The following is a 25,002-nucleotide window of genomic DNA, read 5'->3' on the forward strand; positions in this document are numbered from 1 at the left end:
ACCGAGGCAACCTGTTGCCAGCGCTTGTAAACGTGTGTACGGTGAACACGAATCGTTTCGTATCAAGGAGGATCGTCCGATGTTCGCAGCCTATTTGCCCGGCGGCAGCCGAGTGGAACTCAAAGAAGTACCGGACCCAGAGCCGGGTTACGGACAGGTCCGCATCGCGATGCGCGCCTCGACCATCTGTGGCAGCGATCTGCGCGCCATCTACCGTGAGCACCTGGGCTCGGGCCCCGAGGCGTACCAAGGCGTGGTGGGTGGCCACGAGCCGGCCGGACGCGTGGAGTCCATCGGCGGGGGCGTCGGCCGAATCAAGGCCGGAGACCGCGTCGTCGTCTACCACATCAGCGGCTGTGGCCAGTGCGACGAATGCCGCAAGGGATACCAGATCTCGTGTCTTTCGCCGCAACGCGCCGCCTACGGATGGCAACGTGACGGCGGCCACGCCACCTACATGATCGCCGACGAGCGCGATTGTCTCGTCCTGCCCGACTCACTGACCTTCGTCGACGGCGCCTGCGTCGCCTGCGGTTTCGGTACGGCCTACGAGGCGCTGCGCCGCATCGACGTCTCTGGCCATGACTCCCTGCTCATCACGGGTCTCGGCCCGGTCGGACTGGCCGCTGGATTGATGGGACGCAAGCTGGGCTCACCCTTGGTCGTAGGTGTCGATCCGAGCGCGGCGCGCCGCGAGTTGGCGCTCAAACTCGGGGCCGTTGACGCCGCCACCGTCCCCGGCTCTGGCGAACTCTCCACGCTGATGCCCGGCGGCGCCGACACGGCCATCGACTGCTCCGGAAGTGGCCAGGGTCAGCTCGCCACCATCGACGGCACCCGTCCCTGGGGACGTGTCGCGCTGGTCGGCGAAGGCGGAGTCATTGATGGACTCGACGTCAGCCACGCGATCATCCACAAGCAGCTGACCATCCACGGTTCCTGGGTCACCTCCACTGGACACATGGCCGAGTTGCTGCGCCAGCTCGATCGTTGGGATCTTCATCCCGAACAGGTCGTCACCGAGACGTTCCCGCTGGAGCAAGTCGCCGAGGCTTACGCTGCGGCCGACGCGGCCCAGACCGGCAAGGTGTCCATCGTGTGGAAGGACTAGGACCATGTCCCCAGCACACGACGGCCCACGCACGGCAAAACTCCTGGAACTGAAGACCATCAGCAAGACGTTCCCGGGGGTCAGGGCATTGCAGGACGTGGACCTGGATCTGGAAGCGGGTGAGGTGCTGGGGCTGTGCGGGGAGAACGGCGCCGGCAAGTCCACCCTCATGAAGATCTTGACGGGCATCTATTCAGCCGATCCTGGAGGCGAGATCTGGCTGGAGGGCGTCCTCCTCTTGTCTTCGCGTGCACGGTTTGTGTCATGAGCATTGTCCAACCAAGGCCTCATGAGTTCATCCCCGTCGTTCCCAGAACATTTGCCGTTCACGGCGGACACGCTGCGACGGTTGCAGCGGGCCTGTAGGTGAGCTCAGGCAGGTGCGTGGCGTCTAGGTGGCCGGGGGTTCGCCGGGCCGGCGCCCCGCCAGCGCGTCCGGATGCTGGCAAGCAGCAAAGCCGGGTGGAACATCACCACCGGCGACGCCATGAGGTGGTAGACGCGAGCCATCGCCAGCGTCGCACGAGCGTCACCGTGTGCGGCCAGCCGTCCGACCTCGCCGGCCCAGGCTCCGAACAGCATCTGGGCAGCCGACTGTCGGCCTTCGGAGGAGAGCAGGCGCAGATCCTGTCCCGTGGCGATGGCCCACGGCAGGGCCGCGACGCGCGCGAAGCGGCGTTGCAGCCGACGAAAAACCATTGGGCTAGCACCACTTCTCAGGCTGTCGCGCAGCACCACGGCCTGGCATGCCGCCACCGTGATGCCCTGGCCGTAGACGGGGTTGAATGCGCACAGCGCATCCCCCACAACCAGCAGGCCGGGAGGCCATCGACGCAGTCGTTCGTAGTGGTGCCGACGGTTGCCCGTTTGGCGATGCAGATGCACGTCTCCGTGGGGTTCGCCGGCCTCCGCCACCTCGGCCACGGCGGGGTCCGTCAGTCCTTCAAGAAATTGCTCGAAACCGGCATGATCCCGCGGCGGACGCTGGTCACCTACTCCCACCGCCGTGACAAGCCATCGCCCACCCTCCACGGGCAGCGCAAGGCCACCAGTGAGCATCGCAGGCGCCAGTTGGAGGACAACGCCCGCGGGCCGCACCGCGTCCGGCGGCACGGAATAGGTGCGGGTCGCATACCCCACGTGGGCGTCCACCTCGGAGATCTGGACGTCCCCCAGACCTTCGTCCTTCAGCCAGATCGGCAAGCGCGAGGAGCGGCCGGAGGCGTCGACCACGAGACCTGCCTCCAACACGCTCCCATCGGCGAGGCTCACCTTCCACATCGGCGCCTCCCCGTGGCGGTGCACGCCCACCACCCGGACTCCATCGCGGATCTCGATGCCGGGCAAATCGCGCACACGGCGGCGGACGACGTCCTCCAGCAAGGGCCGGGTCACCGACAGCACCGTGAACGCCTTGAGCCCGTAGTCCGACCACCCTGCTTCGGCGAGCCACGCGAGGTCGCCGGTATCGATGGCGATGGCACCCAAGCTTTCCAGCTCGGCACCGACACCGGGGAGCAGCTCCTCCAGTGCCAGCATGCCGCGGTGAAGGAATACGTGGGGCTGGTTGCCTTGCGGCACTCCCGGTCGAGGTCCCGGCTGGACGGACAGGCGATCACGCTCGACCACGATGACACGGCGAACGGCACCGGCGCACGCCGCCGCCGCGAACAGCCCCGCGAAACTGGCGCCCAGAATGACGACAGTCTCCGATGTGCCGGTCTCCGTGATCATGGCCCTCTTCCATCGCTGAGACGCTTGTCAGTCGTGGACATCCCCGGATGCGATCAGAGTCTCCGCGCTTTTCCGCTCAGTGGGTGACGAGGCGTCAGCGACCCCATCCAGAAGCTTGAGACCTCCCCACAACCTACGGACCGATACGCGCCAGACAAGGCGTCCGCTATCACTTGCCAGTGCTCAATCCGCAGAATACCCCCGACCGGTACGGGGATGACGTGGACGCAGCCACCCCGAGCACATTCCGTCGCTGGATACCGACGGCCAGAATCGGTGACGTCGATCACGCGACACATGTGGGGGACGTTTCGTCTTGCCTGTCCCCTCATGAGGGAATGACATTCATCATTTCTTCGACCAACGCCGTTTTCATGAGGGCGCAGCAACGAGGAGTGGTGTGCGACGGCTGGAACTCATTGGACGAAGTCACATGCATCACGGCGTCCGCATCATGAGTGGTGACACTCACCGAAGCCCAACGTTGATCGCTTCACGAACTCCACACATTGCGTCTTTGTAACGTATCTCCACTAGCCCTATCCAATCCGACCTGCCTGTGCTGTCATAAGGGCTCGACGCACTTCCCCGCCGGAATGATCCGTCCACGCGTCCTTTTACACACAGAAGAGGTCTTTCATGGCATCCCCGATACGGTCTCGACGTCGCACGATGCTCGTGCTCTCGGCCTTCACCGTCACCGCCCTTGCGCTGGCCTCCTGCTCCGGCTCCAACACTTCCGACGGCAAGTCGCCCGACGGTAACGCGAAGGGCAGCTCCGGCTCACTCATCATCGGCACCACCGACAAGACCACCACGATCGACCCCGCCGGTTCGTACGACAACGGCTCGTTCGTCGTCATGAACCAGGTCTTCCCCTTCCTGATGAACACCCCGTACGGCAGCCCCGACGTCGAGCCCGACATCGCCGATTCCGCCGAGTTCACCGGCCCGACGGAGTACACGGTCACGCTGAAGCCGGGCCTGAAGTGGGCCAACGGCAACGACCTGACCTCCTCCGACGTCAAGTTCACGTTCGACCGTCAGCTCGCCATCTTCGCCAGCGGCGCCGACGACGGCAACGGGCCCGGCTCACTGCTGTACAACCTGGCGAGCGTCGCCGCCCCGGACGACACCACCGTCGTGTTCACCCTCAAGACCCCGGACGACCAGGTCTTCCCGCAGATCCTCTCCAGCCCCGCGGGCCCGATCGTCGACGAGGAAGTCTTCGCTGCGGATGCGCTGACCTCCGACGCGGACATCGTCTCCGGCGAGGCGTTCGCCGGACCCTACGTCATCACGAGCTTCGACCAGAACAATCTCGTCTCCTACGAGGCCAACCCCGACTACCAGGGGCTGTTGGGCCCGGCGAAGAGCGCCAAGGTCAACGTCAAGTACTACGCCGAGGCCTCCAACCTCAAGCTGGAGATCCAGGAGGGCAACATCGACGTCGCGTTCCGGAGCCTCTCGGCCACCGACATCGCGGACCTGCGGAAGAACGATTCCGTGAAGGTCGTCGATGGCCCCGGCGGCGAGATCCGCTACATCGTCTTCAATTTCGACACCCAGCCCTTCGGCACGAAGACCACCGAGGCGGACCCGGCCAAGGCCCTGGCCGTGCGCCAGGCCGTGGCGGACGTGATCAACCGCAAGGAAATCTCGGACCAGGTCTACAAGGGCACTTACACCCCGTTGTACTCCTACGTGCCTGCCGGCCTGACCGGCGCCACCGAGGTCCTCAAGGACCTGTACGGCGACGGTTCGGGTGGCCCCGACGTCGACAAGGCAACCAAGGCGCTCGCGGATGCGGGCGTCACCACCCCGGTCGCGCTCAAGCTCCAGTACTCCAACGACCACTACGGGCCGTCCTCGGGTGACGAGTACGCGCTGATCAAGGACCAACTGGAGTCCAGCAAGCTGTTCTCAGTGGACCTGCAGACCACCGAGTGGGTGCAGTACTCCAAGGACCGCACCTCCGACGTGTATCCCCTCTTCCAGTTGGGCTGGTTCCCGGACTACTCCGACGCCGACAACTACCTGACGCCGTTCTTCCTCACGAAGAACTTCCTGGGGAACCACTACGACAACAGTGCAGTCAACGACAAGATCCTGAAGCAGGCCAGCACGCCCGACAAGGACGCCCGCACGGCGCTCATCGAGGAGATCCAGGCCGACGTCGCCGCCGACCTCTCCACAGTCCCCTACCTGCAGGGAGCACAGGTTGCCGTGGTGGGAACCTCCGTGAAGGGCGCCGAGGACACCCTCGATGCTTCCTTCAAGTTCCGCTACGGAGCGCTCAGCAAGGGCTGATCGCACCCGGTCGGGCAGCAACACATCAGTCAAGGATCACGGACCGCGGGCCCCTCGCCAGGCGAAGGGCCCGCGGTCCGTGTTCCCCCTGTGGAACCGATTCAAGAAGGCGGACACATGACGGCCACGATTGATCAGGAGACCGGCACCACGCCGGTCCCCAAGAAGAGCCGCGACCGTGGTGGCAGCCTGGGCCGCTACATCGTCGTCCGGGCGCTGCTCATCATCCCCACCGTCTTCATCCTCGTCACCACCGTGTTCATGCTGATGCGCGCCACGGGCGACCCGATCACCGCGGCCCAGGGCGGGCGTCTGCCCGCTGACCAGCTGGCGGAGCGGATCGCCCAGGCCGGCTACGACCGGCCCCTGATCACGCAGTACCTCGACTACCTGGGCGACGTCGTGCGCGGCGACTTCGGCACCACGCTGAGCGACCGTCGACCCGTGACAGAGGTGCTGACCACCTTTGGCGCCGCGACCCTCGAACTCGCCTTCTACGCATTGCTCCTGGCGCTGCTGATCGGCATCCCGCTGGGCCGCCTGGCCGCCTACCACCGGGACAAGGCCCCCGACGCGGTGCTGCGGGTGCTGGCCATCCTCGCCTACGCCACCCCCGTCTTCTTCGCTGGACTCCTCCTCAAGCTGGTGTTCTCCGTCTGGCTGAAGGTGCTCCCGGTGGCCGGCCGGGCCAGTACCGGCGCGGAAATCAACATGCAGGTCCTGGACCATCCCACCGGCATCTACATCATCGACGCACTTCAGACGGGCGACCCCGGTGTGGTCATCGACGTCCTGCAGCACGCCGTCCTGCCAGCACTGACGCTGGGGCTGCTCACCGCGGGCGTGTTCCTCCGGCTCGTGCGGACCAACGTCATCGGCACCCTGGGCAGCGGCTACGTCGAGGCCGCGCGCTCCCGCGGCGTGAAGGAGAGCCGCCTGCTCAAGACCCACGCCTACCGTCCCGCCCTCATCCCCATCATCACGGTGATGGGACTGCAGATCGCCCTGCTGCTCGGCGGCGCCGTCCTGACCGAGACCACGTTCGAGTGGAAGGGCCTCGGGTTCCAGTTGGCCGCGTACCTGCAGGCACGGGACTTCGTCGCCGTCCAGGGGATAGTCGCCGTGCTCGCCGTGATCGTTGCGGTGACGAACTTCCTGGTCGACATCCTCGCCGCGCTCATCGACCCAAGGGTGAGGTACTGATGTCCACGCCACGCACCGACTCCCCCACCGTCGCACCCGCTGCGCGTGGCCCCCGCTGGCACCGCCTGCCGGTCGTCTCGCAGCTGCGCCAGAGCATTGGCCTCCAGCGCGGGATGCTCATCGCCGGGCTCGTGCTCTCCGGCATCTTCCTGCTCACCGCCCTCTTCGCTCCGATCCTTGCGCCCTACGGCTTCGCCCAGCTTCGGGATGCCGACGGCACATTCGGCGCCCAGCAACCACCCTCGGCCACCCACCTCCTGGGGACGACCGTTGGCGGCTACGACGTGCTCTCCCGTGTGATCTGGGGCTCGCGCACCGCATTCCTGGTGATCGTGACCGCAATCGTGTTGTCGATCGTGGTGGGCGTCCTCCTCGGACTGGTGTCCGGCTACCTGGGTGGGTGGCTGGACCGCGTGCTGGTGGTGCTGGCGGACGCGATCTACGCGTTCCCCTCCCTGCTGCTCGCGATCGTCATGGCCATTGTCATCAGCGGCGGGCAATCCGGTCTGTGGCCGGGTGTGTTGGCCGCTGCAATCTCCATCACCGTGATCTTCATCCCCCAGTACTTCCGGGTGGTGCGCTCCGAGGTGGTGCGGATCAAGGCGGAGGCCTTCGTGGAGTCCGCACGCGTGATCGGTGCACCCACCATCCGCATCATGGGTCGCCACGTGCTGCGCAACTCCACGCGCACCCTCCCCCTCATCGTCACCCTCAACGCGTCCGAGGCAATCCTCACGCTCGCCGGGCTCGGATTCCTTGGCTTCGGCATCGAACCGTCCTCCGCGGCCGAATGGGGCTACGACCTCAACAAGGCACTCTCCGACGTGACCAGCGGCATCTGGTGGACCTCCCTGTTCCCGGGGCTCGCGATCGTGCTGGTGGTGCTGGGGCTCACCCTCGTCGGGGAGAGCCTCAATGACCTGGCCGACCCGCGGCTGCGCACCCGGCGCGCCGCGGACCAGGAACCGCCGGAGGACCTCGGCGCCACCACCTTCTACCCCACCGATGGAGGGGCAACACGATGAAAGACGTCGTTGACATCCAGGACCTGGGGATTTCTTTCTCCACTGACGCCGGCACGGTCGTCGCCGTCGACGGGGTCACCCTGTCGGTCCATCCCGGTGAGGTGCTCGCCATCGTTGGGGAGTCCGGCAGTGGCAAGACAGTGACCGCCAAGAGCATCCTCGGTCTGCTGCCAGAGACGGCGAGCACCCGCGGCGCGGTGATCCTGCGTCACAAGGACGGTTCGGACGAGAACGACGTGTTCCAGGTGTCCCGGGCCAAGCTCCGCCATCTGCGCGGACGGGACGCCGCAATGGTGTTCCAGGAGCCCTCGACGGCACTCAACCCCGTCTATCCCGTCGGCTGGCAGATCATCGAGGGGCTCAGGGCCCACGGCAAGCACACCCGCGCCGAAGCACGAGCCCAGGCGATCGACATTCTGCGCAGGGTGGGCATCCCCGACCCCGAGGTCCGCGTGGACCACTACCCGCACCAGTTCTCCGGCGGCCAGAAGCAGCGCATCGTCATCGCCCAGGCACTCGTGCTGGATCCGGGCGTGATCATCGCCGACGAGCCCACCACGGCACTGGACGTCACAGTCCAGGCCGAGATCCTCGACCTGCTGCGCCGCTGCCGCGACGAGTTCGGCACCTCCATCGTGCTCATCACCCACAACATGGGTGTCGTGGCGGACCTGGCGGACAGGGTGGCCGTGATGTTCCAGGGCCGGATCATCGAGCAGGCCGACGTCGAGACGCTGTTCTCCTCCCCGCGCGAGCCGTACACGAAGCAACTGCTCGCGGCTGTGCCACGCGTCGGCCAGGGCCTGGCCGGTGCGCGCGATCGTGCTGAGCGTCGCCAGGAGGACTGGGCCGAACAGACGCCGGTGGTCGAGGCGAAGGACCTGCGGATCGTCTACCCCGGCCGTTTTCGCCAGCCCGATTTTGTCGCTGTGGACTCCGTCAGTTTCCGCATCCGCCCCGGCGAGGTGCTCGGCCTGGTGGGAGAGTCCGGGAGCGGGAAGACGACCATCGGTCGTGGCATCGCTGGGCTGACGAAGGTCACCGGCGGATCCCTCCTCGTGCACGGCGTCGAGATGAACGGCGTGCGGGAGCGGCACTTCCGCCCGGTCCGCCCCCGTATCGGCTTCGTGTTCCAGGACCCGGCAACGAGCTTCAACCCGCTGCTCTCGATTGCCGAGTGCGTCGCCGAGCCCCTCATCGTCCACGGCGAGGCCGGGTCTGCGGCTGAGGCGCGCGGCCGGGTGGACGAACTCCTGGAAGCCGTCCAGCTGCCCAAGGCTTTCGGCGACCGCTTCCCGCACGAGCTCTCCGGCGGCCAGCGTCAACGAGCCAGCCTCGCCCGCGCCATCGCCCTGCAACCCGAGTTGCTGATTGCCGATGAGCCCACCTCGGCCCTGGACGTGTCCGTCCAGGCCAAGGTGCTCGATCTCTTCGACGAGTTGCAGCGCGAGCTGGGATTTGCTGCCCTCTTCATCAGCCACGACCTCGCGGTGGTGGACATGCTGGCCGACCGGATCGTCGTGCTCTACCACGGCAAGGTGGTCGAGGAGGGGACGGGTGAGACGGTCCTGGGTTCGCCGCGCGACCCCTACACCCAGCGGCTCCTCGCCTCCCTGCCCGTGCCTGACCCCATCGAACAGGCGAAACGTCGCGCCCGATGGGATGAACTGCGCGCGGCCGACGTGTCGTGAACACCGCCCCCGGGAACCACAGCCCCCGGATTGAGGTGGTACAGCGCGACTTGGCAAACCTCTTGCAGTGGGGAGCGGCCGATTTACCGCCGGCTCAGACCTCGTCATGCCAGGAGTGCTGCGGTTGAAAACCGAGCAGCCGTCGAACCAGTGAGGGCGATGCGCATGCTCCCGCTCTGCCACGCCAGCCGCACACACACTCAGCACGGCTCGAGCCACAGTTCCCGGCAGGCCAGGGATCCCCGTGCCATCAGGTCCCCGTGCAGTCAGATGGGATGGAGTGCATTGCGGGCAGGTCGGGAGGATGGTCGGCTGTCCTGGTCCCGCCCAGTACCCAGGTACTGGTGACCCCGAAACGACTGGACCGTCGGCCGATGTGCTGTCCGTGGCGTTCTTCCTAGTCTCCTCAGTGTGCGAAAGGACAACACATGATCACAGCAGAAGCGCTGATGAAGCGCTACGGCAACAAGGTTGCCGTCGACGGAATCAGCTTTACGGTGGAACCCGGCCAGGTGACCGGCTTCCTTGGACCCAACGGTGCGGGGAAGTCGACGACCATGAGAATGATCGTCGGTCTCGACAAGCCGAACTCCGGACGAGTCGAGGTGAACGGTCGCCAGTACCGCGGGCACCGCGCCCCGCTGCAGGAGGTCGGGGTACTGCTCGACGCAAGGGCAGCGCACTCAGGCCGCACGGCATACAAGCACCTGCTCGCCATCGCGGCCACCCACGGCATCGGGGCAACACGGGTGCACGAGGTCATCCAGATGGCAGGACTCGATTCTGTGGCCCGCAAGCGCGTCGGTGGGTTCTCCCTCGGTATGCGGCAGCGGCTGGGAATCGCGACCGCCCTGTTGGGCGATCCGGCGACGATCATCCTCGACGAACCCGTGAACGGTCTGGACCCCGAGGGGATCAGGTGGGTGAGGACGCTCATGCGCGACCTCGCCGCAGAGGGGCGAACCGTCTTGCTGTCCTCACACCTCATGAGCGAGATGGCGCAAACCGCCGACAGGCTCATCGTCGTTGGTCGCGGCAAAATACTCGCCGATGACAGCATCACCAACGTCATCTCGAGAGCCACACGATCGGTGACGAGGGTCCGCACACGGGACACGCAACGCCTCGTGGATACGATTGCCGGAACGGAAGTGGTTGCCTCGGTCATGCCGGACGGAGCCGTGGAGATTCAAGGAATGACCGCCGAGGAGGTGGCTCTCGCCGCGTCCGCGTCCGGGGTGGTGCTGTACGAGGTGGCATCGGTGTCAGGATCACTGGAAGAGGCCTACCTCGCCCTCACCGCCGGAGAAGTGGAATACCGCTCGTTGGCCGCAGCAGGAACAGGAGCACACCGATGAACACCGCCGTCACATCACGAGGAACCGCCACTCTGGGCGACAAGCGCATCAGCTTCGCCGGCGTCCTGCGTTCGGAGTTCATCAAGCTCACCAGCCTTCGCGCGAACATGGGCCTCCTGCTCGCGATCATGGTTTCGGGCATGGTTGTCAACCTCGCCCTGGCGTTGACGATGGGGGACGCCGGCTTGCCCAGCGAGCCATCCATACCGTTCATGCTCGACCAGGTCACGGTGGGAACCGTTCTGTTCGGCCAACTCCTGGCGGGTGTGCTCGGGGTGATCGTCATGGCCGGGGAGTACTCCAGCGGAACAGTCCATTCGACCCTCGTGGCTGTTCCTTCACGGGTGACCGTGCTCGCCGCCAAGGCCGTGGTGGTGTTTGTCACAGTGACCGCTGTTGGCCTCGTCACGTTGGTTGGCTCGTGGGCCGCGTCCTACCCGATGTATGCCGCGTTCGGGTTGGGGATCGGCTTGGCAGCCCCCGGAGTGGCGTTGGCGCTCCTTTCCGGAGCGTCCTACCTCGGCTTCTCCGCCGTCCTGGGGTTGGGTATTGGGACGCTTCTGCGTTCGGTGGCCGCTGGCGTCGCAACCGTCATCTCGGTGATCCTCCTGCTGCCCCTGGTCCTCTCGGTCCTGCCCGTTTCACCCCTGATCAGGGAGCTGCATCTCCTCACGATGTCCAAGGCCGGTGACGCCATGGTGAGCGTTGCCGATCCATCCGCCGGGTTGATGAATCTGGCGGACGGCTATCTGAGTCCGACTGCCGGGTGGCTGGTCGCGGTCGCCTGGTCCGGAGTCTTCCTCGTGGTGGGGGCCATCCGACTGGTCCGGAAGGACGCCTGATCTCCCCTCGCGGCGGTGCGCGCGGTGCCTCTGTCGGGGCACCGCGCGTCGCGGCAAGTCCTGACGATCCCGCGAGACGGCTCGACATCGAGACCATCCTGGTGATGATGGGCTACGGAACTCTTGCCGTCACGATGGGCTACCTCTCAAGTGAACCGCCCCACGCCACTGACCTGTGGTCGATGGTGCTGCTGGGTCTCTGCGGGATGGCTGTCCTGGCGGGCCGCCGTCGCCACCCACGAATGGCTTTCGCCGGCGTCATGGTCCTGTCAGTGCTGTCGGCGCTGGGTGGTTCCGCGGCGGAGTGCATCCTTCCCGTCATTGCGGTCTTCGTCGTGGGTGTCCGACGCCCGGCGTCGACGGCCTGGCTTGGCTTCGTTGTCGCGCTCGCTTCCGGCGCCCTCATGGCGTTGGTACTACCGCTCCGGGGTCGCGTGGGCCCCCCGATCCTGGGGTTGGCCCCATCGACCGCACCCCGCGACACTGTGCTGGACTGGGCGAACAGTTTCTTCATCATCGCTGTCACCCTTCTCGTCGCCACGCTGCTGGGAACGAACCTCGGGCACCGTCGGCGACACATCCGGCAACTGACGGACCGTGCCGACCGGCTTGCCAAGGAACGCGATCAGCAGGCTGAAATCGCCCGATCCCAGGAGCGGGAACGCATCGCCCGCGAGATGCACGACGTCATCGCACACAGCCTCTCCGTCATGATCGCCATGTCCGACGGTGCGCACGCGTGCATGGATGAGCGCCCCTCTGACGCCAGGGACGCCGTCGCCCTCGTGAGCGAAACCGGCCGCAAAACCCTCGGGGAAGTGCGGCGCCTACTGGGAGCCGTGCGCGATGACGGAGAAGGCCGGACGTCCGAGCACGGGCCGCAACCTGACGCGTCGCAGTTGCTGACGCTGGTGACGGAGTCCGTCGCGGCCGGGCTCCCCGCGTGTTACGTCGTGACCGGCACCCCACCAGCCGACCCGGCCCTCGAACTCACGGTCTACCGCATCGTGCAGGAGTCACTCACCAACGTCCTGCGCCATGCCCGGCACGCGGAGTCGGTCACCGTCGCAGTGACGTGGACCATGGGCGAGGTCACCATCGTCGTGGACAATACGACGTCGTCGGCGACCCAGCAGTCGAGCACCGGACGTGGCATCCCCGGGATGCGGGAGCGCGTCGCCCTCTACGACGGCGTCGTCCAGGCTGGACCGCACGGCGACGGTGGATGGCGCGTTTTCGCGCGACTGCGATGGGAGGGCTGATCGAGCATGGGTGAGAGTGTCCGGATTCTCCTCGTGGACGACCAAAGGCTTGTCCGCCACGGATTTCGTCTCCTGCTCGAGGCCACGCCGGGAATGGTGGTCGTCGGGGAGGCGGGCGACGGCGCGGAGGCCATCAGCGTTTCGCAGCAGCTCGAGCCCGATGTGGTGTTGATGGATGTCCGCATGCCGGGTGTCGACGGGATCACGGCCACGCAACGCATCACCAGTGACCGGCCGGAGACCCGCGTTCTCGTCCTGACCACCTACGACCTGGACGACTACGCCTTCAGGGCGCTCGCCGCCGGTGCTTCCGGTTTCGTCCTGAAGGACACCCGTCCAGCAGACCTGATCGCGGCGATTCGCGCCATCCATTCCGGCGACGCGGTTGTCTCGCCGCGGCTCACCGCGAAACTCATCGCGGTAGCAGCCCCGCACCTCGGTACGCGACGCCCCCGCGACGATGACGCGGCGTTGCCCGAGCTGACTGGGCGGGAGCACGAGATTTTCCTTCTGGTGGCTCGCGGGGAGACGAACAACGAGATCGCAGCGCGTCTGCAGCTCAGCGAGTCCACGGTCAAGGCGCACATCGGTCGCATTCTCTCCAAGATGGACCTCCGTAACCGCGTCGAGGCCGTGATCCGCGCCTACGAACTGGGCGTCGTCGGACAGTGACCGGCGGTGATCCGTGAACCGCACGGAACCGGGGGGCCATCCGGGCAGTCAGTCCAGGGGGACGTGGCGTTGGCCTTCCGGCCCTCCTGATCCGACGGCGATCATGATCAGTTCGATGGTGGTGCCGGTGACGTGGGGATCACGGCCAGCGAGATGTGGCCGAGCAGGGATCATGATGGCGGAGCAGAGCGACATCGTGCAGTCCGCAAGGACGGTGCCCAGTGGAGGCCGGCCGCCGACGAGTGGTGGAAGGACCACGGCCGGACGGTGGCTGACGAGCTCTCAGTGGCCCAGGTCGGCGCGTGCAGGAAGAAAAAACCACCTGTGGTCTGTGGGCCACGCTGACGACACCAGTGCCATGCGGGTGGTCCCGAATTCACTGGGGCGGCCCCATCCTCCAGTCGTCCGGTTCCTTCAGCTGAAGGAACCGGATCCGCACGCACGGACCTGCACCGCGACGCGGCGCTGCACGTTGGTGCGTTTGAACACAGCAGGGTTCGTTCGTTCGTAGTCTGGGTGGAGAATCCGCGACGAGGACGTCGCGGACCATGGAGTTGTCAAGGAGGACCCGTGAGAACCATCGACACCGATGTGGTCGTGATCGGCGGTGGCGCCACGGGCGCCGGAGTAGTCCGGGACGTCGCCATGCGCGGCTACCGCGCCGTGCTTCTGGAGAGGGCGGACCTCGCCCAGGGCACCACGGGCCGCTACCACGGGTTGCTGCACTCGGGTGGTCGCTACGTGGTCAGCGATCCCAGGTCCGCGACGGAATGCGCCGAGGAGAACATCATCCTCACCCGTATCCACGCCGACGCCGTCGAGACCACCGGCGGACTGTTCGTGTCCACCCCGGGCGACGACCCGGAGTTCCCCGACCGCTTCCTCGCAGGCGCGACGGCGTCGAAGGTACCGGCCGAGGAGATCTCCGTCGGACAGGCACTGCGCCGCGAACCCCGGCTGAATCCCGGAATCTTTCGTGCGATCGCCGTCGAGGACGGTTCTGTCGACGGGTGGCAGATGACGTGGGGCACCGTGAATTCGGCCAAGGCCTACGGCGCCCAGATCCTCCCGTACCACGAGGTCACCGGCATCGAGCGCGACGGCGACCAGGTGCGCCGGGTGCGCGCCCACGACCACAAGAACGGCGAGGACGTCACCATTGACTGCACCTTCGTCATCAACTGCGGCGGACCCTGGGCCGGCCTGATCGCCGGATTGGCAGGGTGCCACGACGTCGAGGTGGTGCCCGGGCGCGGCATCATGATCGCGATGAACCACCGACTGGTGAACACCGTGGTCAACCGCTGCATCTACCCCACCGACGGCGACATCATCGTCCCCGTGCACACCGTCAGCATCATCGGCACCACCGACGTCAAGGCCTCCGACGCGGACCGGCTCACCATCCCGGCCGACGAGGTGCAGGAAATGCTGGATTCGGGGGAGGCCATGATTCCGGGCTTTCGGCAGTCCCGGGCCGTGCACGCCTGGGCGGGTGCCCGACCGCTGGTCAAGGACACCAGGGTCTCGGCCACCGACACCCGGCACATGAGCCGCGGCATGAGCATCCTGGACCACCACGACCGCGACGGCCTGAAGGGGCTGCTGACCATCACCGGCGGCAAGCTCACCACCTACCGACTGATGGCCAAGAACGTCGTCGACGAGATGTGCCAGCAACTCGGCGATACCCGTCCCTGCCGCACCGCCGAGGAGGCGGTCCCGAAGTCTGAGTCGGGAAAGACCTACGTGGTCACGCACCGCCTCGAGGACCGGGAGGCGGACCGCATGGAGGAGCAGATCATCTGCGAGTGCGAACTCATGAGTCGCAAGATGTTTCTTGAGGAGATGCGCGGACGACCCAGCGCCAACCTCGACGACATCCGACGCGTGACCCGCCTCGGGATGGGGCCATGCCAGGGAGGCTTCTGCTCCACGCGCGCCGCAGGTCTGGCCCTCCACGACGGTCTCATCGACGTCGGACGCGCCAATGGCCTGCTGGAGCTGTTCCTGAAGAACCGCTGGATCGGGCTGTGGCCCATCCTCTACGGCGCCCAGGTACGGCAAACCGCCCTGGACCAGTGGATCTTTTCCGGCACCCTCGACATCGAGCACCTCCCCGAACCAGAGAAGGCAGTGCTGTGATGAGCATGGATTCCCGAGCAGTCGTCGTGGGGGCCGGCATGGCCGGTCTCGTCAGTGCCATCCGGCTGCGTCAGGCGGGCATGGACGTGACGCTGGTGACCCAGGGCATCGGCGGGATTCAGCTGGGCCAGGGCACCATCGACGTGCTGGGCTACGTCCCCGAACGCGTCCTGGGTCAGCCGTTGGCCGCCGTCACCGCCTACGGCAACGCACACCCCCACCACCCCTACGCCATCCTCAGCGCCGACGATGTGCGTGCCGGCGTGGAGTTCCTGCGGGCGCTGCTGCCGGACACCTTCGTGGGCGACCTCGAGCGCAACTACCTGCTGCCCACCGCGATCGGGGCCCTGCGCCCCACAGCACTCCCCCAGGTCACCATGGCCGAGGGCGAGTGCACGCCGGGCAAGCAGATGGTCTTCGTGGGGTTGCGCCAGCTCAAGGACTTCTGGCCCGAACTCGTCGCGGGCAACGTGGCACGCACGGAACTGCCCGGCGGTGGGCGCGTGAGCACGCGTGCCGCGTGGCTGGACCTGCCCGCCCGTGCCAATGAGGTGGACTCCACACCGCTGTACTACGCCAGGGCAATGGATGATCCCGCCTACAGGAAGCGATTCGTCGACGCCCTGAGACGTGTGGTGGAGCCCGGGGAGACCGTCGGGCTGCCGGGGGTGCTCGGCCTGGCCGACCGGGGCGCCTTCGCCGACATCACCGCCCAGCTGGGCCAGCCGGTCTTCGAGATCTCGACCATCCCCCCGTCGGTGCCCGGCATGCGCCTCAACGACGCCCTCACCCGGCTGGCCAAGGACGCCCGCGTCAAGGTGGTGCTGGGCAGCCAGGTGCTGTGCGCCAACATCGACGGCGGGCGCATCAGGTCGCTGACGGTGGGCACCACCGGCCGTCCCACCGAGTACGCGGGCGAGCACTTCGTGTTCGCACCCGGTGGCTTCGAGTCCGGCGGCATCGAACTGGACTCGTACATGAAGGTGAGCGAACCCACCCTCGGGCTTCCCCTGTGGGTACCTGAGGGCGACCTGGTGGTCGCCGACCACAACGCGGCCCAGCCCCTGTTCAGCGTCGGGGTCCGGTTCGATCACGACATGCGGGTGCTCGACACCGCTGGCGACACTGTTCACGAGAACCTGCACGTGGCTGGCGGCATCCTGGCCGGCGCGTCGCGATGGCAGGAGAAGTCGGGGGACGGGATCGCGTTGGCCAGTGCCGTTCGCGCCGCGGACGCGATCCTGGAATCCGTGCAGAACCTGGAAGGAGCCAGAAATGCCTGAACCGCTCGAGTACCCGAAGGCGATGCTGACGCGGGCCACGCTGGATGCCTGCATCAAGTGCACCATCTGCGAGACGGCCTGCCCGGTCTCGGCGGTGACCCCGCTGTTCCCCGGCCCCAAGTTCGTGGGGCCGCAGGCCGAGAGGTTCCGCGACGGTGAGTCCGTCGACCACTCACTCGACTACTGCAGTTCCTGCGGAGCCTGCACGCTGGCATGCCCACAGGGCGTGCAAATCGCGGAACTGAACAGCCAGGCGCGGGCGGTGATGAAGGAGGACAACATGCCGCTGCGCGACAAGCTCATCGGCCAGACCGTGCTGATGGGCAAGGTCATGACACCGTTCGCCCCCATCGCCAACGCCGCGCTGGGCAACAAGCTCGTCCGAACAGTCGTGGAGAAGACCGTCGGCGTCCACCGAGACGCCCCCATGCCAACGGCACGCCTCCACACCTTCCAGGGCTGGATGAAGAAGCACCAGCCGCCTGCCTCGCCCCGCACCCGCGGTCCCGTGGTGTTCTTCTCCGGCTGCGCCGGCGGCTACTTCGAGGTGGAGACCAGCATCAAGACCGTCGAGGTACTGGAACATCTGGGCTACGAGGTCATCGCGCCCAAACAGGGCTGCTGCGGCCTTGCCCAGCAGAGCAACGGGCTGTTCGACGAGGCCACCAAGAGCGTCCTGAAACTGTGCGACCAGCTGCGCTCCGGTGGGAAGGATCTCACCATCGTCTCCGCGTCGGGATCGTGCGCCGGCATGCTGAAGCACGAGGCGCACGAGATCATGGGGGTCGACGAGGAGAAGCTCCACGACGTCGGCACGCGGATGCGGGAGATCTCGGAGTTCCTGCTGGAGCTCCACGCGGCCGGTGATCTGCCGACGGACTTCGTCCGCAACGACATCACCGTCCCCTACCACGCACCGTGCCAGCTGAAGAGCCAGGGCATGGGCATGCCCGCGATCACCGTGATGGAGCTGATCCCCGGGGTCAAAGTCATCGAGTCGGGACGCGCCTGCTGTGGCATCGCCGGCACGTACGGCCTGAAGAAGGAGAAGTACGACATTGCCCAGGCCGTCGGCCAGCCGCTGTTCGACATGGTCAAGGAGAAGAACGAGGGCATCGCCGTCTGCGATACCGAGACCTGCCGCTGGCAGATCGAGAAGGGCTCGGGCGTCAAAACCGTGCACCCCATCTGGCTGGTCCACAAGGCCTACGGCCTCAGCTGAGGCATCGCTGCGAGGCAGCGGAGTACGAAGAAGACAGGAAGGCACCCGACCGTGTGGTCGGGTGCCATCCTGTGTCGTGAACGAAGTGGATCCCAGCGACTGACCGCCGGGGGCACGCGACTCAGAGACGCGACCGGAACTCGTCGTGCTGACGAACCACGGCATCCGGCAGTTTGGGGCCCATCCTGGTGAGGAACACGTCCGTGTCGTCCGCCTCGGCGCTCAGCGCTGCGGGGTCGATCTCGAACAGTGCCTCCCAGTCCTTCTCACTCACGCCGGCTTCGGCGTAGTCGATGGAACCCTCCACCGGCACCAGTCCGAACGGGGACTCCACGGCGTCGACGCGTTCCTCGATCCGCTCCGTGATCCAGGCGAGGACGCGGGAGTTCTCGGAAAATCCGGGCCACAGGAAGCGACCGTCACAACCGCGGCGGAACCAGTTGACCTGGAAGATCTGGGGGGCGTTGCCGCTCTGGTTGAGCTTCTCCCCCACGTTCAGCCAGTGCTGCCAGTGGTCGGCCATGTGGACTCCGGAGAAGGGCAGCATCGCGAAGGGGTCGCGGCGCAGTTCGCCGAGTGTTCCCTCTGCAGCGGCCGTGCGCTCGGAGGCGAGCGTCGCACCCATGTAGACGCCGTGCTCCCAGTCCCGGGCCTGCGCCACGAGCGGCACGTTGGTGGCGCGGCGTCCGCCGAAGATGATGGCGTCGATCGGCACACCCGCGGGATCATCCCACGTGTCCGCGATGGAGTGGCACTGGTGGGCCGCGACGGTGAAGCGCGAGTTGGGGTGGGCCGCGGGGCTCTCGGAGTCGGGCGTCCAGTCGCGGCCCTGCCAGTCGGTCAGGTGCGCCGGGACCTCCTTGGTCAGCCCCTCCCACCAGACGTCGCCGTCATCGGTCAGCGCCACGTTGGTGAAGACCGTGTCGTCCGCAATCATCTCGATGGCCGTGGGGTTGGTGGAGTAGCCGGTGCCGGGTGCCACGCCGAAGAATCCGGCCTCCGGGTTGATGGCACGCAGGCGGCCATCAGGACCCTGGGCCATCCATGCGATGTCGTCCCCAATGGTCTCGACCTTCCAGCCGGGGATGGAGGGCCGCAGCATCGCGAAGTTCGTCTTGCCGCAGGCGCTGGGGAACCCGGCGGCCACGTGGAAGGCACGACCGCGGGGGTTCGTCACCTTCAGCAGGAGCATGTGCGCGGCCAGCCATCCCTCCTCCTCACCAACCTTGGAGGCGATGCGGAGCGCGAATCCCTTCTTGGCGAGGATGGCGTTGCCGCCGTAGGCCGAGCCGTAGGACCAGATCTCGCGGCTCTCCGGGTAGTGGACGATGTACTTGGTCTCGTTGCACGGCCAGACGACGTCGTCCTCGCCGGGCAGAAGGGGTGCACCGACGGAGTGGACCGCCGGAACCCACTCGGTATGCGGACCGATCTGGGCCAGTGCGTCGGCTCCCATCCGGGTCATGATGCCGGTGCTGATGACCACGTACGGCGAATCCGTGACCTGGACTCCCAGACGTGCGAGCGGGCTACCCACGGGCCCCATCGAGAACGGAACCACGTACATGGTGCGCCCCCGCATGGCCCCCTGGAACAGAGCGTCCAGCGTCTCGCGCATCTCCGCCGGCGGGGCCCAGTTGTTGGTGGGGCCTGCGTCGTCCTCATCCTCGGAGCAGATGAAGGTGCGCGCCTCCACCCGTGCCACGTCGCTCGGGTTGGAGCGGGCAAGGTAACTGTTGGGGCGCTTGGCCGGGTTGAGCTTGATGAGCGTGCCCGCGGCAACCGACTCATCCAGCATGCGCTGGCGCTCCTCTGCGGACCCATCGCACCAGATGATGCGATCCGGCTGCGTCATCTCAGCGATCGCCTCCACCCATTCGACGATGCGGGAGTCGGCATTTTCAGGTGCGTGGCGGACAAATGTGGCGGTGGCGGTCATGAGTGTCTCCAACCTTGTGGGGTGTGCTTTGCAGCGGGATGTGCTCTTGGATTCACCATACGTAGAGGTTCGGGACTTGTGATAGTCCATTGGCTGTGAATATCAGCCGTTCTTCCTCTATGGTGAAGTCCATGGCAGATCTCTCCACGCTCGGGCACCGCATCCGGCATTTCCGCACCCAGGCGGGCCTGACGCTGGAAGAACTGGGAGAGATCACGGGAACTGCCCCCAGCCAGTTGTCCATGGTCGAGAACGGGCATCGTGAACCCCGCTTGTCACTCCTGGAAGCACTCGCAACCGCGCTGGACGTGACCGCCGCGGACCTGCTGGCCGCCGAACCACCGTCGCCACGTGCCGCGCTGGAGATCGAGATGGAGAGGGCGCAGGCCTCACCCGCCTACAAGGAGCTGGGGCTCCCGACGCTGCGCCCCACCCGCGGCATGTCGGACGCGGTGCTGAAAACAATCGTGGGCCTGCACCGCGAACTCGACCGGCGGGCGAGGATGGCGATCGCCACGCCGGAGCAGGCACGACGTGCCAACACGCAGCACCGCACCCGCATGCGCGAGCGGAACAATCACCTGCCGGAGATCGAGTTGATCGCGGAGCAGGCGACGACGTCGGTGGGGCACACCTCCGGCGCCCTGACCCACCGCACCGTCGCCGAGATGGCGGAGCGGGTGGGGCTGAGCATCGTTCACACCGATGATCTTCCACACTCGGCGCGCGCAGTGGTCGACCGCGAGAACGGCCGCATCTACATCCCACCGGCCTCCATTCCAGGCGGCCACGGGCTGCGCTCACTGGCGCTGCAGGCCGTGGCCAACAAGGTGCTCGAGCATGAGGCACCGGTCGACTACGCCGACTTCCTCCGCCAGCGTCTCGAGGCCAGCTACTTTGCCGCGGCGTGCCTGATGCCGCGCACCGCGTCGGTGGAGTTCCTGGAACGCGCCAAGAGGGACCGCAACATCGCCATCGAGGACTTCCGCGACTCCTTCGGCGTCACCCACGAGGGGGCGGCGCTGCGTTTCACCAACCTCGCGACCCACTACTTGGGGATCACCCTGCACTACCTGCGCGTCAGCGGCGACGGCACCGTGGTGGGCGCCTACGAGAACGACGGGTTGCCGCTCCCACAGGATGCGACCGGCTCCACCGAGGGCGAGGTGGTCTGCCGACACCTGAGCGCGCGACAGGCGTTCGCGCGTGCCACCCGCACGAGCGAGCACTACCAGTACACGGACACGCCCGCCGGTACCTTCTTCGAGTCGACACAGACCGGCAGTGGCGCCACCGCGGAGTTCTCCATCACCCTTGGCGTCCCCTACGCCGAGTCGAAGTGGTTCCGGGGGCGCGAATCGCAGAAGCGCGAGGTATCAACGTGCCCCGACGCGCGGTGCTGCCGCAGACCAGAGGACGGACTCACGGAGCGGTGGAAGGGCCAGGGGTGGGCGTCACCCCGGGTGCGCACCCAGCTCTTCGCTCCGCTGCCCCAGGGAACGTACCCGGGCGTGGATGACCGCGAAATGTATGAGTTCCTCGAGGCCCACTCGCACGACTGAGCACGACAACGCCTTCCCGGACGACGGTGCCTGCGTGGAGAACACCAGCGTGCGGGGCCCGTACGCTGGGGTGTGTGACAGTTGACATCGTGGCCGCCGTTGCGGCAGGCATCCTGGCCCTGGTGGGTCTCGTCGGCATCGTGTTCCCTGTCCTGCCTGGCAGCATTCTGGTGGGCGTGGGCGCCCTCGTGTGGGCCATCTGGGGCGCTTCCGGTTGGGGATGGGTCGCGTTCGGCGTGGCCGCGTTCCTGCTCATCGTCGGCGCCACGAGCAGCCTGCTTCTCACCGGTCGGTCGCTGAAGCAGCGCCAGGTGCCGAAATGGCCCGTCACGGTCGGCATCCTGCTCGGCATCGTCGGAATGTTCTTCCTCCCCGGCTTCGGCCTGCCCATCGGTTTCGCCGTGGGCCTCTTTCTCGCCGAGTGCTACCGGATGCGTGACCTCCGCAAGGCGGCGATCACGAGCTGGGAGACCATCAAGGCCCTCGGACTCGGGATCCTCGTGGAGTTCGGGTGCGCCATGGTGGCCACCTCCATCCTTGCGGTGAGCATCGCCACAGCCTGGTGAACACGATGGGGCAGCAGCCGCTGGCGCGCCGTCGCGGCAGGACGGCCGGGCAGGTCACGCCCGGACCATGGTGACATGGTTCAACCGTGTACACGCGTGTACACCGAGGTGTCACCGGCACAACGTGGCGTGATCTGCAGCAGGAAGCGTTCAGTCGGTGTCGTCGTCGGAGACCGTGCGCAGGAAGTTCTCGAACTCCGCACCAAGCTGGTCGGCCGAGGGGATCTCGGAGGCCTCCGGGGCCCAGAGGTTCGGATGCTCCTGCCCCTCGAGGAACGCGTCGTACTGCTGCTCGAGGGCAGTCACGACCGCACGGACCTCGTCGTTGCCCTCCAGTTCGGAGGCGATGGCGCGCTGGTTGACTCCCGCCCTGGCAACGAGGGCGTCGTTGGGCAGGTTGAGCCCCGTCACGTCGACGATGGCGTTGAGAGCTGCGAGGGACCCCTCGGCGAACTCCGTACCGGCCAGGTAGTGCGGCACGTGAACGGCGAAGCCGACCGACGGGTGCCCCGCCTCCCCCAGCCGAAGCTCGAGCAGCGCACCGATCGAGCCGGGCACCTGCACGCGACCGAAGGGTGAATGCACCTCCCCGATGAGCGTGGCGTCCGTTGCGTGGGCGGTCATCCCGACGGGCCTGGTGTGCGGCACTCCCATGGGGATGCCGTGCGCGGTCACCACCAGCGTCACTCGAAGAGCCACGACGAGCTCACGGACCGCCGCGACCACCCGCTCCCACTGGAAGTCCGGCTCCGGTCCGGTGAGGAGGTAGTAGCTGTGTCCGTCACGGTCGGTGAGCCGCTGCAGCAGCATCGATGGATTTTCGTACTCCGCCCACCGGTTGGTGTCGAAAACCATCGTCGGACGGCGGGACCGGTAGTCGAGGAGTTGGTCGATGTCGAAGGAGGCCACGAGTTCGGGGTTACCGGTCTCGACGAGGTGGTCACTGAGCATGCGCTGGATCCCTCCGGCGTCGACGAAGGCACCCAGTGCCACCACGAGCACGCCGGGGCGCGACTCGTTGAGGTCGGCGTGGGTCTCGAAGCGGTAGAGGTCAGACGGGTTCTGCATGACACAAGCCCTTTCACGACGGTTGAATCATCCTGGGGCAACACCCCGGGTCCCCGGGGGTTCCCAGCGGTCGCATCACCTGGGGACAGGGGATGAAAACTGGTGTTCACCGAGCCTACCGTGGCGCCATCGGCGGATCACCGAACCCACCGAAGGACCCCACGACCTGGTATCGCCACGGACGTCGTCGACGACGGAACACCGCCACTGGGTCCGAGGTCCCTCAGCTGTCGCCGCTGATGGCAGCGAACAGGCTCAGCTGCGACTGCGACGACGACTTGTGTGAGTAGAGGCTGCTTTCCAGGCCGACGATGCCGGCCAGGTTGTTGTTGTCATCAATGACCTGCAGCGCCTCATTGACGTGTCCACCGGGACGAGCGGGAAGCGAGTAGTTGACGGTCTTGGGGCTCGCTGCTTCGCAGCGCTTCCTGTGCTCCGGCAAGGACGCCCCCGGCACGAACGCGGGGCACAGCCCATGGGCCTCGGCCACCAGTGAGCTGACCATGTGATGCCACACCATTTTGCCGTCGCTGGCCAGCGGGCACATGTAGGAGTGCCACCCGTAGGCGACCCGGCCCCGGACGCTCGTCGGTGTGACGATGCACCCTGCTCCCGAGGTGACGTAGTGGCCGAACTGGAACGCCTGGCGGGCGCTCTCCAGCTTCGGGCTGCCGACGCTCTGGGTCCAGAGCGTTTGGTCGCCCCCTCCCGCGTTGTACGGGAACTGGGACTGCGCCACGTTCACCGGGTTCACCGACCGAGGCGCCTGCCACGGCCGCTTCGAGATCTCCGGTGCGAGCGAGCGGCCTGCACCTCGCGGCTTGGTCGAGCCGAACATGAACCCGATGGCGTTGACGGCGTCCGGGTGGTTGTGGGCCGAGAGGCGCAACTCGCTGAACGCCTGGTTCTGTGGCGTGGCATCGAGGTAGGTCTCCGTGACGGAACTGTTCTTCCAGTAGAGCCGGAGGCGATTGCCACCCGAACCGGAGATGGCCTCGTAGGTGCCGGAGCGGACCGTCGGCTGGCCCAGGAACGACCGGGCGGTGCGGACGTCGCATGCGCCGGAGGGCAGAGGGGACAGGTTGAGGAGCCTGCGGTCCGCGGCCTCATTGCCACTGGACAGGCACCCCCTGGGGAGGTTCGGGATGGATGCCCGGAACTGGCCGTAGTCCTTCTCCACCGCCATGTCGAAGGTGTAGGCCCAGTAGCGCTCCTTGAAGGTACCGAGCTGACCGCCCGGATCCAGTTCGATGTTGGAGAGTCGCCCGATGCCCCTGGCCTGGGAGCCGGCGTTGGTCTGCGTGACGAGGGTGCCCAGCGTGAAGTGTCTCCGACCCTTCAGGAAAGCAGGTGCTGACGTCATGGGCGGCGCGGTGGGGTAGATCACCGTGGCACCACCCGGGCCCGACGTGAAACGGACCATGTTGTTGAAGACCCACTGGCTGTCCCACCGGAACCCACGGCCCCCGGAGGACGTCGTGTAGGACGCGATGACACGGGCCTGCGAGTAGGAGCGGCACCCATTCTTGCCGGTGGTGGCCGTGTCACACTCGGTGCGCCACTTCCGGCCATCGGTAGCGGTCCAGGCGACGTTGCCTCCGACCACACCATTGGCGGCCAGCGGGTTGGTCGTCCACAGGGTCCGCGGTGAGGCGACGTAGGTGAGGTTGTTGAACACCCACCCGTTGGTCTGCACGAACCGGCCTTTCACCTGGGAGACGACGGTGGCCAGGATCTCCGTCCTGCAGCGCGTCGTCTTCGAGTACGGCTCGCACGCCGTACGCCACTGACGGCCATTGACCGTGTGCTGGCCCGGCGTGGTGTAGACGTCCACCTCCGCGTTCGCAGGTGTCGCCACCAACATCAATGGCACCATCACCACAGCCGCCAGCAACGACAACAGAATCCGCGACCTACGCATGAGCACTACCCGCCACGAGGAACCAGCACAGCCATTTCCGCTGAAGCGTAGCGGCCCGACCCCGGCAGCAGCCCTGGGGGGAACTTAG

20 protein-coding genes are annotated in these 25,002 nt (G+C 66.7%); 15 read left to right on the forward strand and 5 right to left on the reverse strand.

What is annotated here, in order from left to right; all coding sequences use genetic code 11:
• The first annotated feature begins 79 nt into the window (after positions 1-79).
• Together EAX62_RS15660 and EAX62_RS15665 are read left to right on the forward strand one after the other, a co-directional pair.
• A complete protein-coding gene (locus EAX62_RS15660; protein ID WP_121902677.1) occupies positions 80-1,111 on the forward strand; it encodes a zinc-dependent alcohol dehydrogenase family protein in 1,032 nt (343 codons plus the stop codon).
• Positions 1,112-1,115: 4 nt separating this feature from the next.
• The gene (locus EAX62_RS15665) at positions 1,116-1,379 is read left to right on the forward strand and encodes an ATP-binding cassette domain-containing protein (RefSeq protein ID WP_325048841.1); all 264 of its coding nucleotides are present in this window, start codon (positions 1,116-1,118) and stop codon (positions 1,377-1,379) included.
• A gap of 104 nt (positions 1,380-1,483) precedes the next feature.
• Here the strand turns inward: EAX62_RS15665 and EAX62_RS15670 are convergent, their stop codons facing one another.
• Entirely contained in the window at positions 1,484-2,845 is a 1,362-nt protein-coding gene (locus tag EAX62_RS15670) for an NAD(P)/FAD-dependent oxidoreductase (protein ID WP_199711341.1), read from the reverse strand.
• A gap of 639 nt (positions 2,846-3,484) precedes the next feature.
• Here EAX62_RS15670 and EAX62_RS15675 point away from each other — a divergent pair.
• The 8 genes from EAX62_RS15675 (at position 3,485) to EAX62_RS15710 (ending at position 13,208) form a co-directional block, all read left to right on the forward strand.
• Positions 3,485-5,155 (forward strand): ABC transporter substrate-binding protein, encoded by a 1,671-nt coding sequence (locus EAX62_RS15675; RefSeq protein ID WP_121902678.1) that lies wholly within the window; start codon positions 3,485-3,487, stop codon positions 5,153-5,155.
• Positions 5,156-5,272: 117 nt separating this feature from the next.
• Entirely contained in the window at positions 5,273-6,358 is a 1,086-nt protein-coding gene (locus EAX62_RS15680) for an ABC transporter permease (protein WP_121902679.1), read from the forward strand.
• Positions 6,358-7,383 (forward strand): ABC transporter permease, encoded by a 1,026-nt coding sequence (locus EAX62_RS15685; protein WP_121902680.1) that lies wholly within the window; start codon positions 6,358-6,360, stop codon positions 7,381-7,383. The genes EAX62_RS15680 and EAX62_RS15685 overlap by 1 nt, the downstream gene beginning before the upstream one ends.
• Entirely contained in the window at positions 7,380-9,074 is a 1,695-nt protein-coding gene (locus EAX62_RS15690; protein ID WP_121902681.1) for a dipeptide ABC transporter ATP-binding protein, read from the forward strand. The genes EAX62_RS15685 and EAX62_RS15690 overlap by 4 nt, the downstream gene beginning before the upstream one ends.
• Positions 9,075-9,502: 428 nt before the next feature.
• The gene (locus tag EAX62_RS15695) at positions 9,503-10,432 is read left to right on the forward strand and encodes an ABC transporter ATP-binding protein (protein ID WP_121902682.1); all 930 of its coding nucleotides are present in this window, start codon (positions 9,503-9,505) and stop codon (positions 10,430-10,432) included.
• Entirely contained in the window at positions 10,429-11,274 is an 846-nt protein-coding gene (locus tag EAX62_RS15700; protein WP_121902683.1) for an ABC transporter permease subunit, read from the forward strand. The genes EAX62_RS15695 and EAX62_RS15700 overlap by 4 nt, the downstream gene beginning before the upstream one ends.
• 104 nt (positions 11,275-11,378) lie before the next feature.
• Complete coding sequence (locus EAX62_RS15705; protein ID WP_121902684.1) at positions 11,379-12,536, forward strand: sensor histidine kinase; 1,158 nt, start codon at positions 11,379-11,381, stop codon at positions 12,534-12,536.
• Between the two features lie 6 nt (positions 12,537-12,542).
• Complete coding sequence (locus tag EAX62_RS15710) at positions 12,543-13,208, forward strand: response regulator (protein ID WP_121902685.1); 666 nt, start codon at positions 12,543-12,545, stop codon at positions 13,206-13,208.
• Positions 13,209-13,256: 48 nt separating this feature from the next.
• Here the strand turns inward: EAX62_RS15710 and EAX62_RS16580 are convergent, their stop codons facing one another.
• Entirely contained in the window at positions 13,257-13,466 is a 210-nt protein-coding gene (locus EAX62_RS16580; RefSeq protein WP_147454143.1) for a hypothetical protein, read from the reverse strand.
• A 312-nt stretch (positions 13,467-13,778) separates the two neighbouring features.
• On the opposite strand from EAX62_RS16580, the gene glpA reads away from it, so the two are divergent.
• From glpA to EAX62_RS15725, 3 genes are read left to right on the forward strand one after another with little or no spacing between them, the layout of a single operon-like run.
• Positions 13,779-15,353 (forward strand): anaerobic glycerol-3-phosphate dehydrogenase subunit GlpA, encoded by a 1,575-nt coding sequence (gene glpA / locus EAX62_RS15715; RefSeq protein WP_121902686.1) that lies wholly within the window; start codon positions 13,779-13,781, stop codon positions 15,351-15,353.
• The gene (gene glpB, locus EAX62_RS15720) at positions 15,353-16,636 is read left to right on the forward strand and encodes a glycerol-3-phosphate dehydrogenase subunit GlpB (RefSeq protein ID WP_233558012.1); all 1,284 of its coding nucleotides are present in this window, start codon (positions 15,353-15,355) and stop codon (positions 16,634-16,636) included. Before glpA ends, glpB begins: the two co-directional genes overlap by 1 nt.
• Positions 16,629-17,858, forward strand: a complete 1,230-nt coding sequence (locus EAX62_RS15725; RefSeq protein ID WP_121902687.1) for an anaerobic glycerol-3-phosphate dehydrogenase subunit C — start codon at positions 16,629-16,631, stop codon at positions 17,856-17,858. The genes glpB and EAX62_RS15725 overlap by 8 nt, the downstream gene beginning before the upstream one ends.
• Before the next feature lie 121 nt (positions 17,859-17,979).
• On the opposite strand, the gene EAX62_RS15730 is transcribed toward EAX62_RS15725, so the two are convergent.
• Positions 17,980-19,797, reverse strand: a complete 1,818-nt coding sequence (locus tag EAX62_RS15730; protein ID WP_121902688.1) for a phosphoenolpyruvate carboxykinase (GTP) — start codon at positions 19,795-19,797, stop codon at positions 17,980-17,982.
• 131 nt (positions 19,798-19,928) lie between these two features.
• On the opposite strand from EAX62_RS15730, the gene EAX62_RS15735 reads away from it, so the two are divergent.
• A complete protein-coding gene (locus EAX62_RS15735) occupies positions 19,929-21,359 on the forward strand; it encodes a helix-turn-helix domain-containing protein (protein ID WP_121902715.1) in 1,431 nt (476 codons plus the stop codon).
• 74 nt (positions 21,360-21,433) lie between these two features.
• Complete coding sequence (locus EAX62_RS15740; RefSeq protein ID WP_199711342.1) at positions 21,434-21,925, forward strand: DUF456 domain-containing protein; 492 nt, start codon at positions 21,434-21,436, stop codon at positions 21,923-21,925.
• A gap of 150 nt (positions 21,926-22,075) precedes the next feature.
• On the opposite strand, the gene EAX62_RS15745 is transcribed toward EAX62_RS15740, so the two are convergent.
• Together EAX62_RS15745 and EAX62_RS15750 are read right to left on the reverse strand one after the other, a co-directional pair.
• Positions 22,076-22,993, reverse strand: a complete 918-nt coding sequence (locus tag EAX62_RS15745; RefSeq protein ID WP_121902689.1) for a proteasome assembly chaperone family protein — start codon at positions 22,991-22,993, stop codon at positions 22,076-22,078.
• 223 nt (positions 22,994-23,216) lie between these two features.
• The gene (locus EAX62_RS15750; protein WP_147454144.1) at positions 23,217-24,914 is read right to left on the reverse strand and encodes a hypothetical protein; all 1,698 of its coding nucleotides are present in this window, start codon (positions 24,912-24,914) and stop codon (positions 23,217-23,219) included.
• Between the last annotated feature and the right edge of the window lie 88 nt (positions 24,915-25,002).

Source organism: Tessaracoccus antarcticus (assembly GCF_003688855.1).
GTDB lineage: Bacteria > Actinomycetota > Actinomycetes > Propionibacteriales > Propionibacteriaceae > Arachnia > Arachnia antarctica.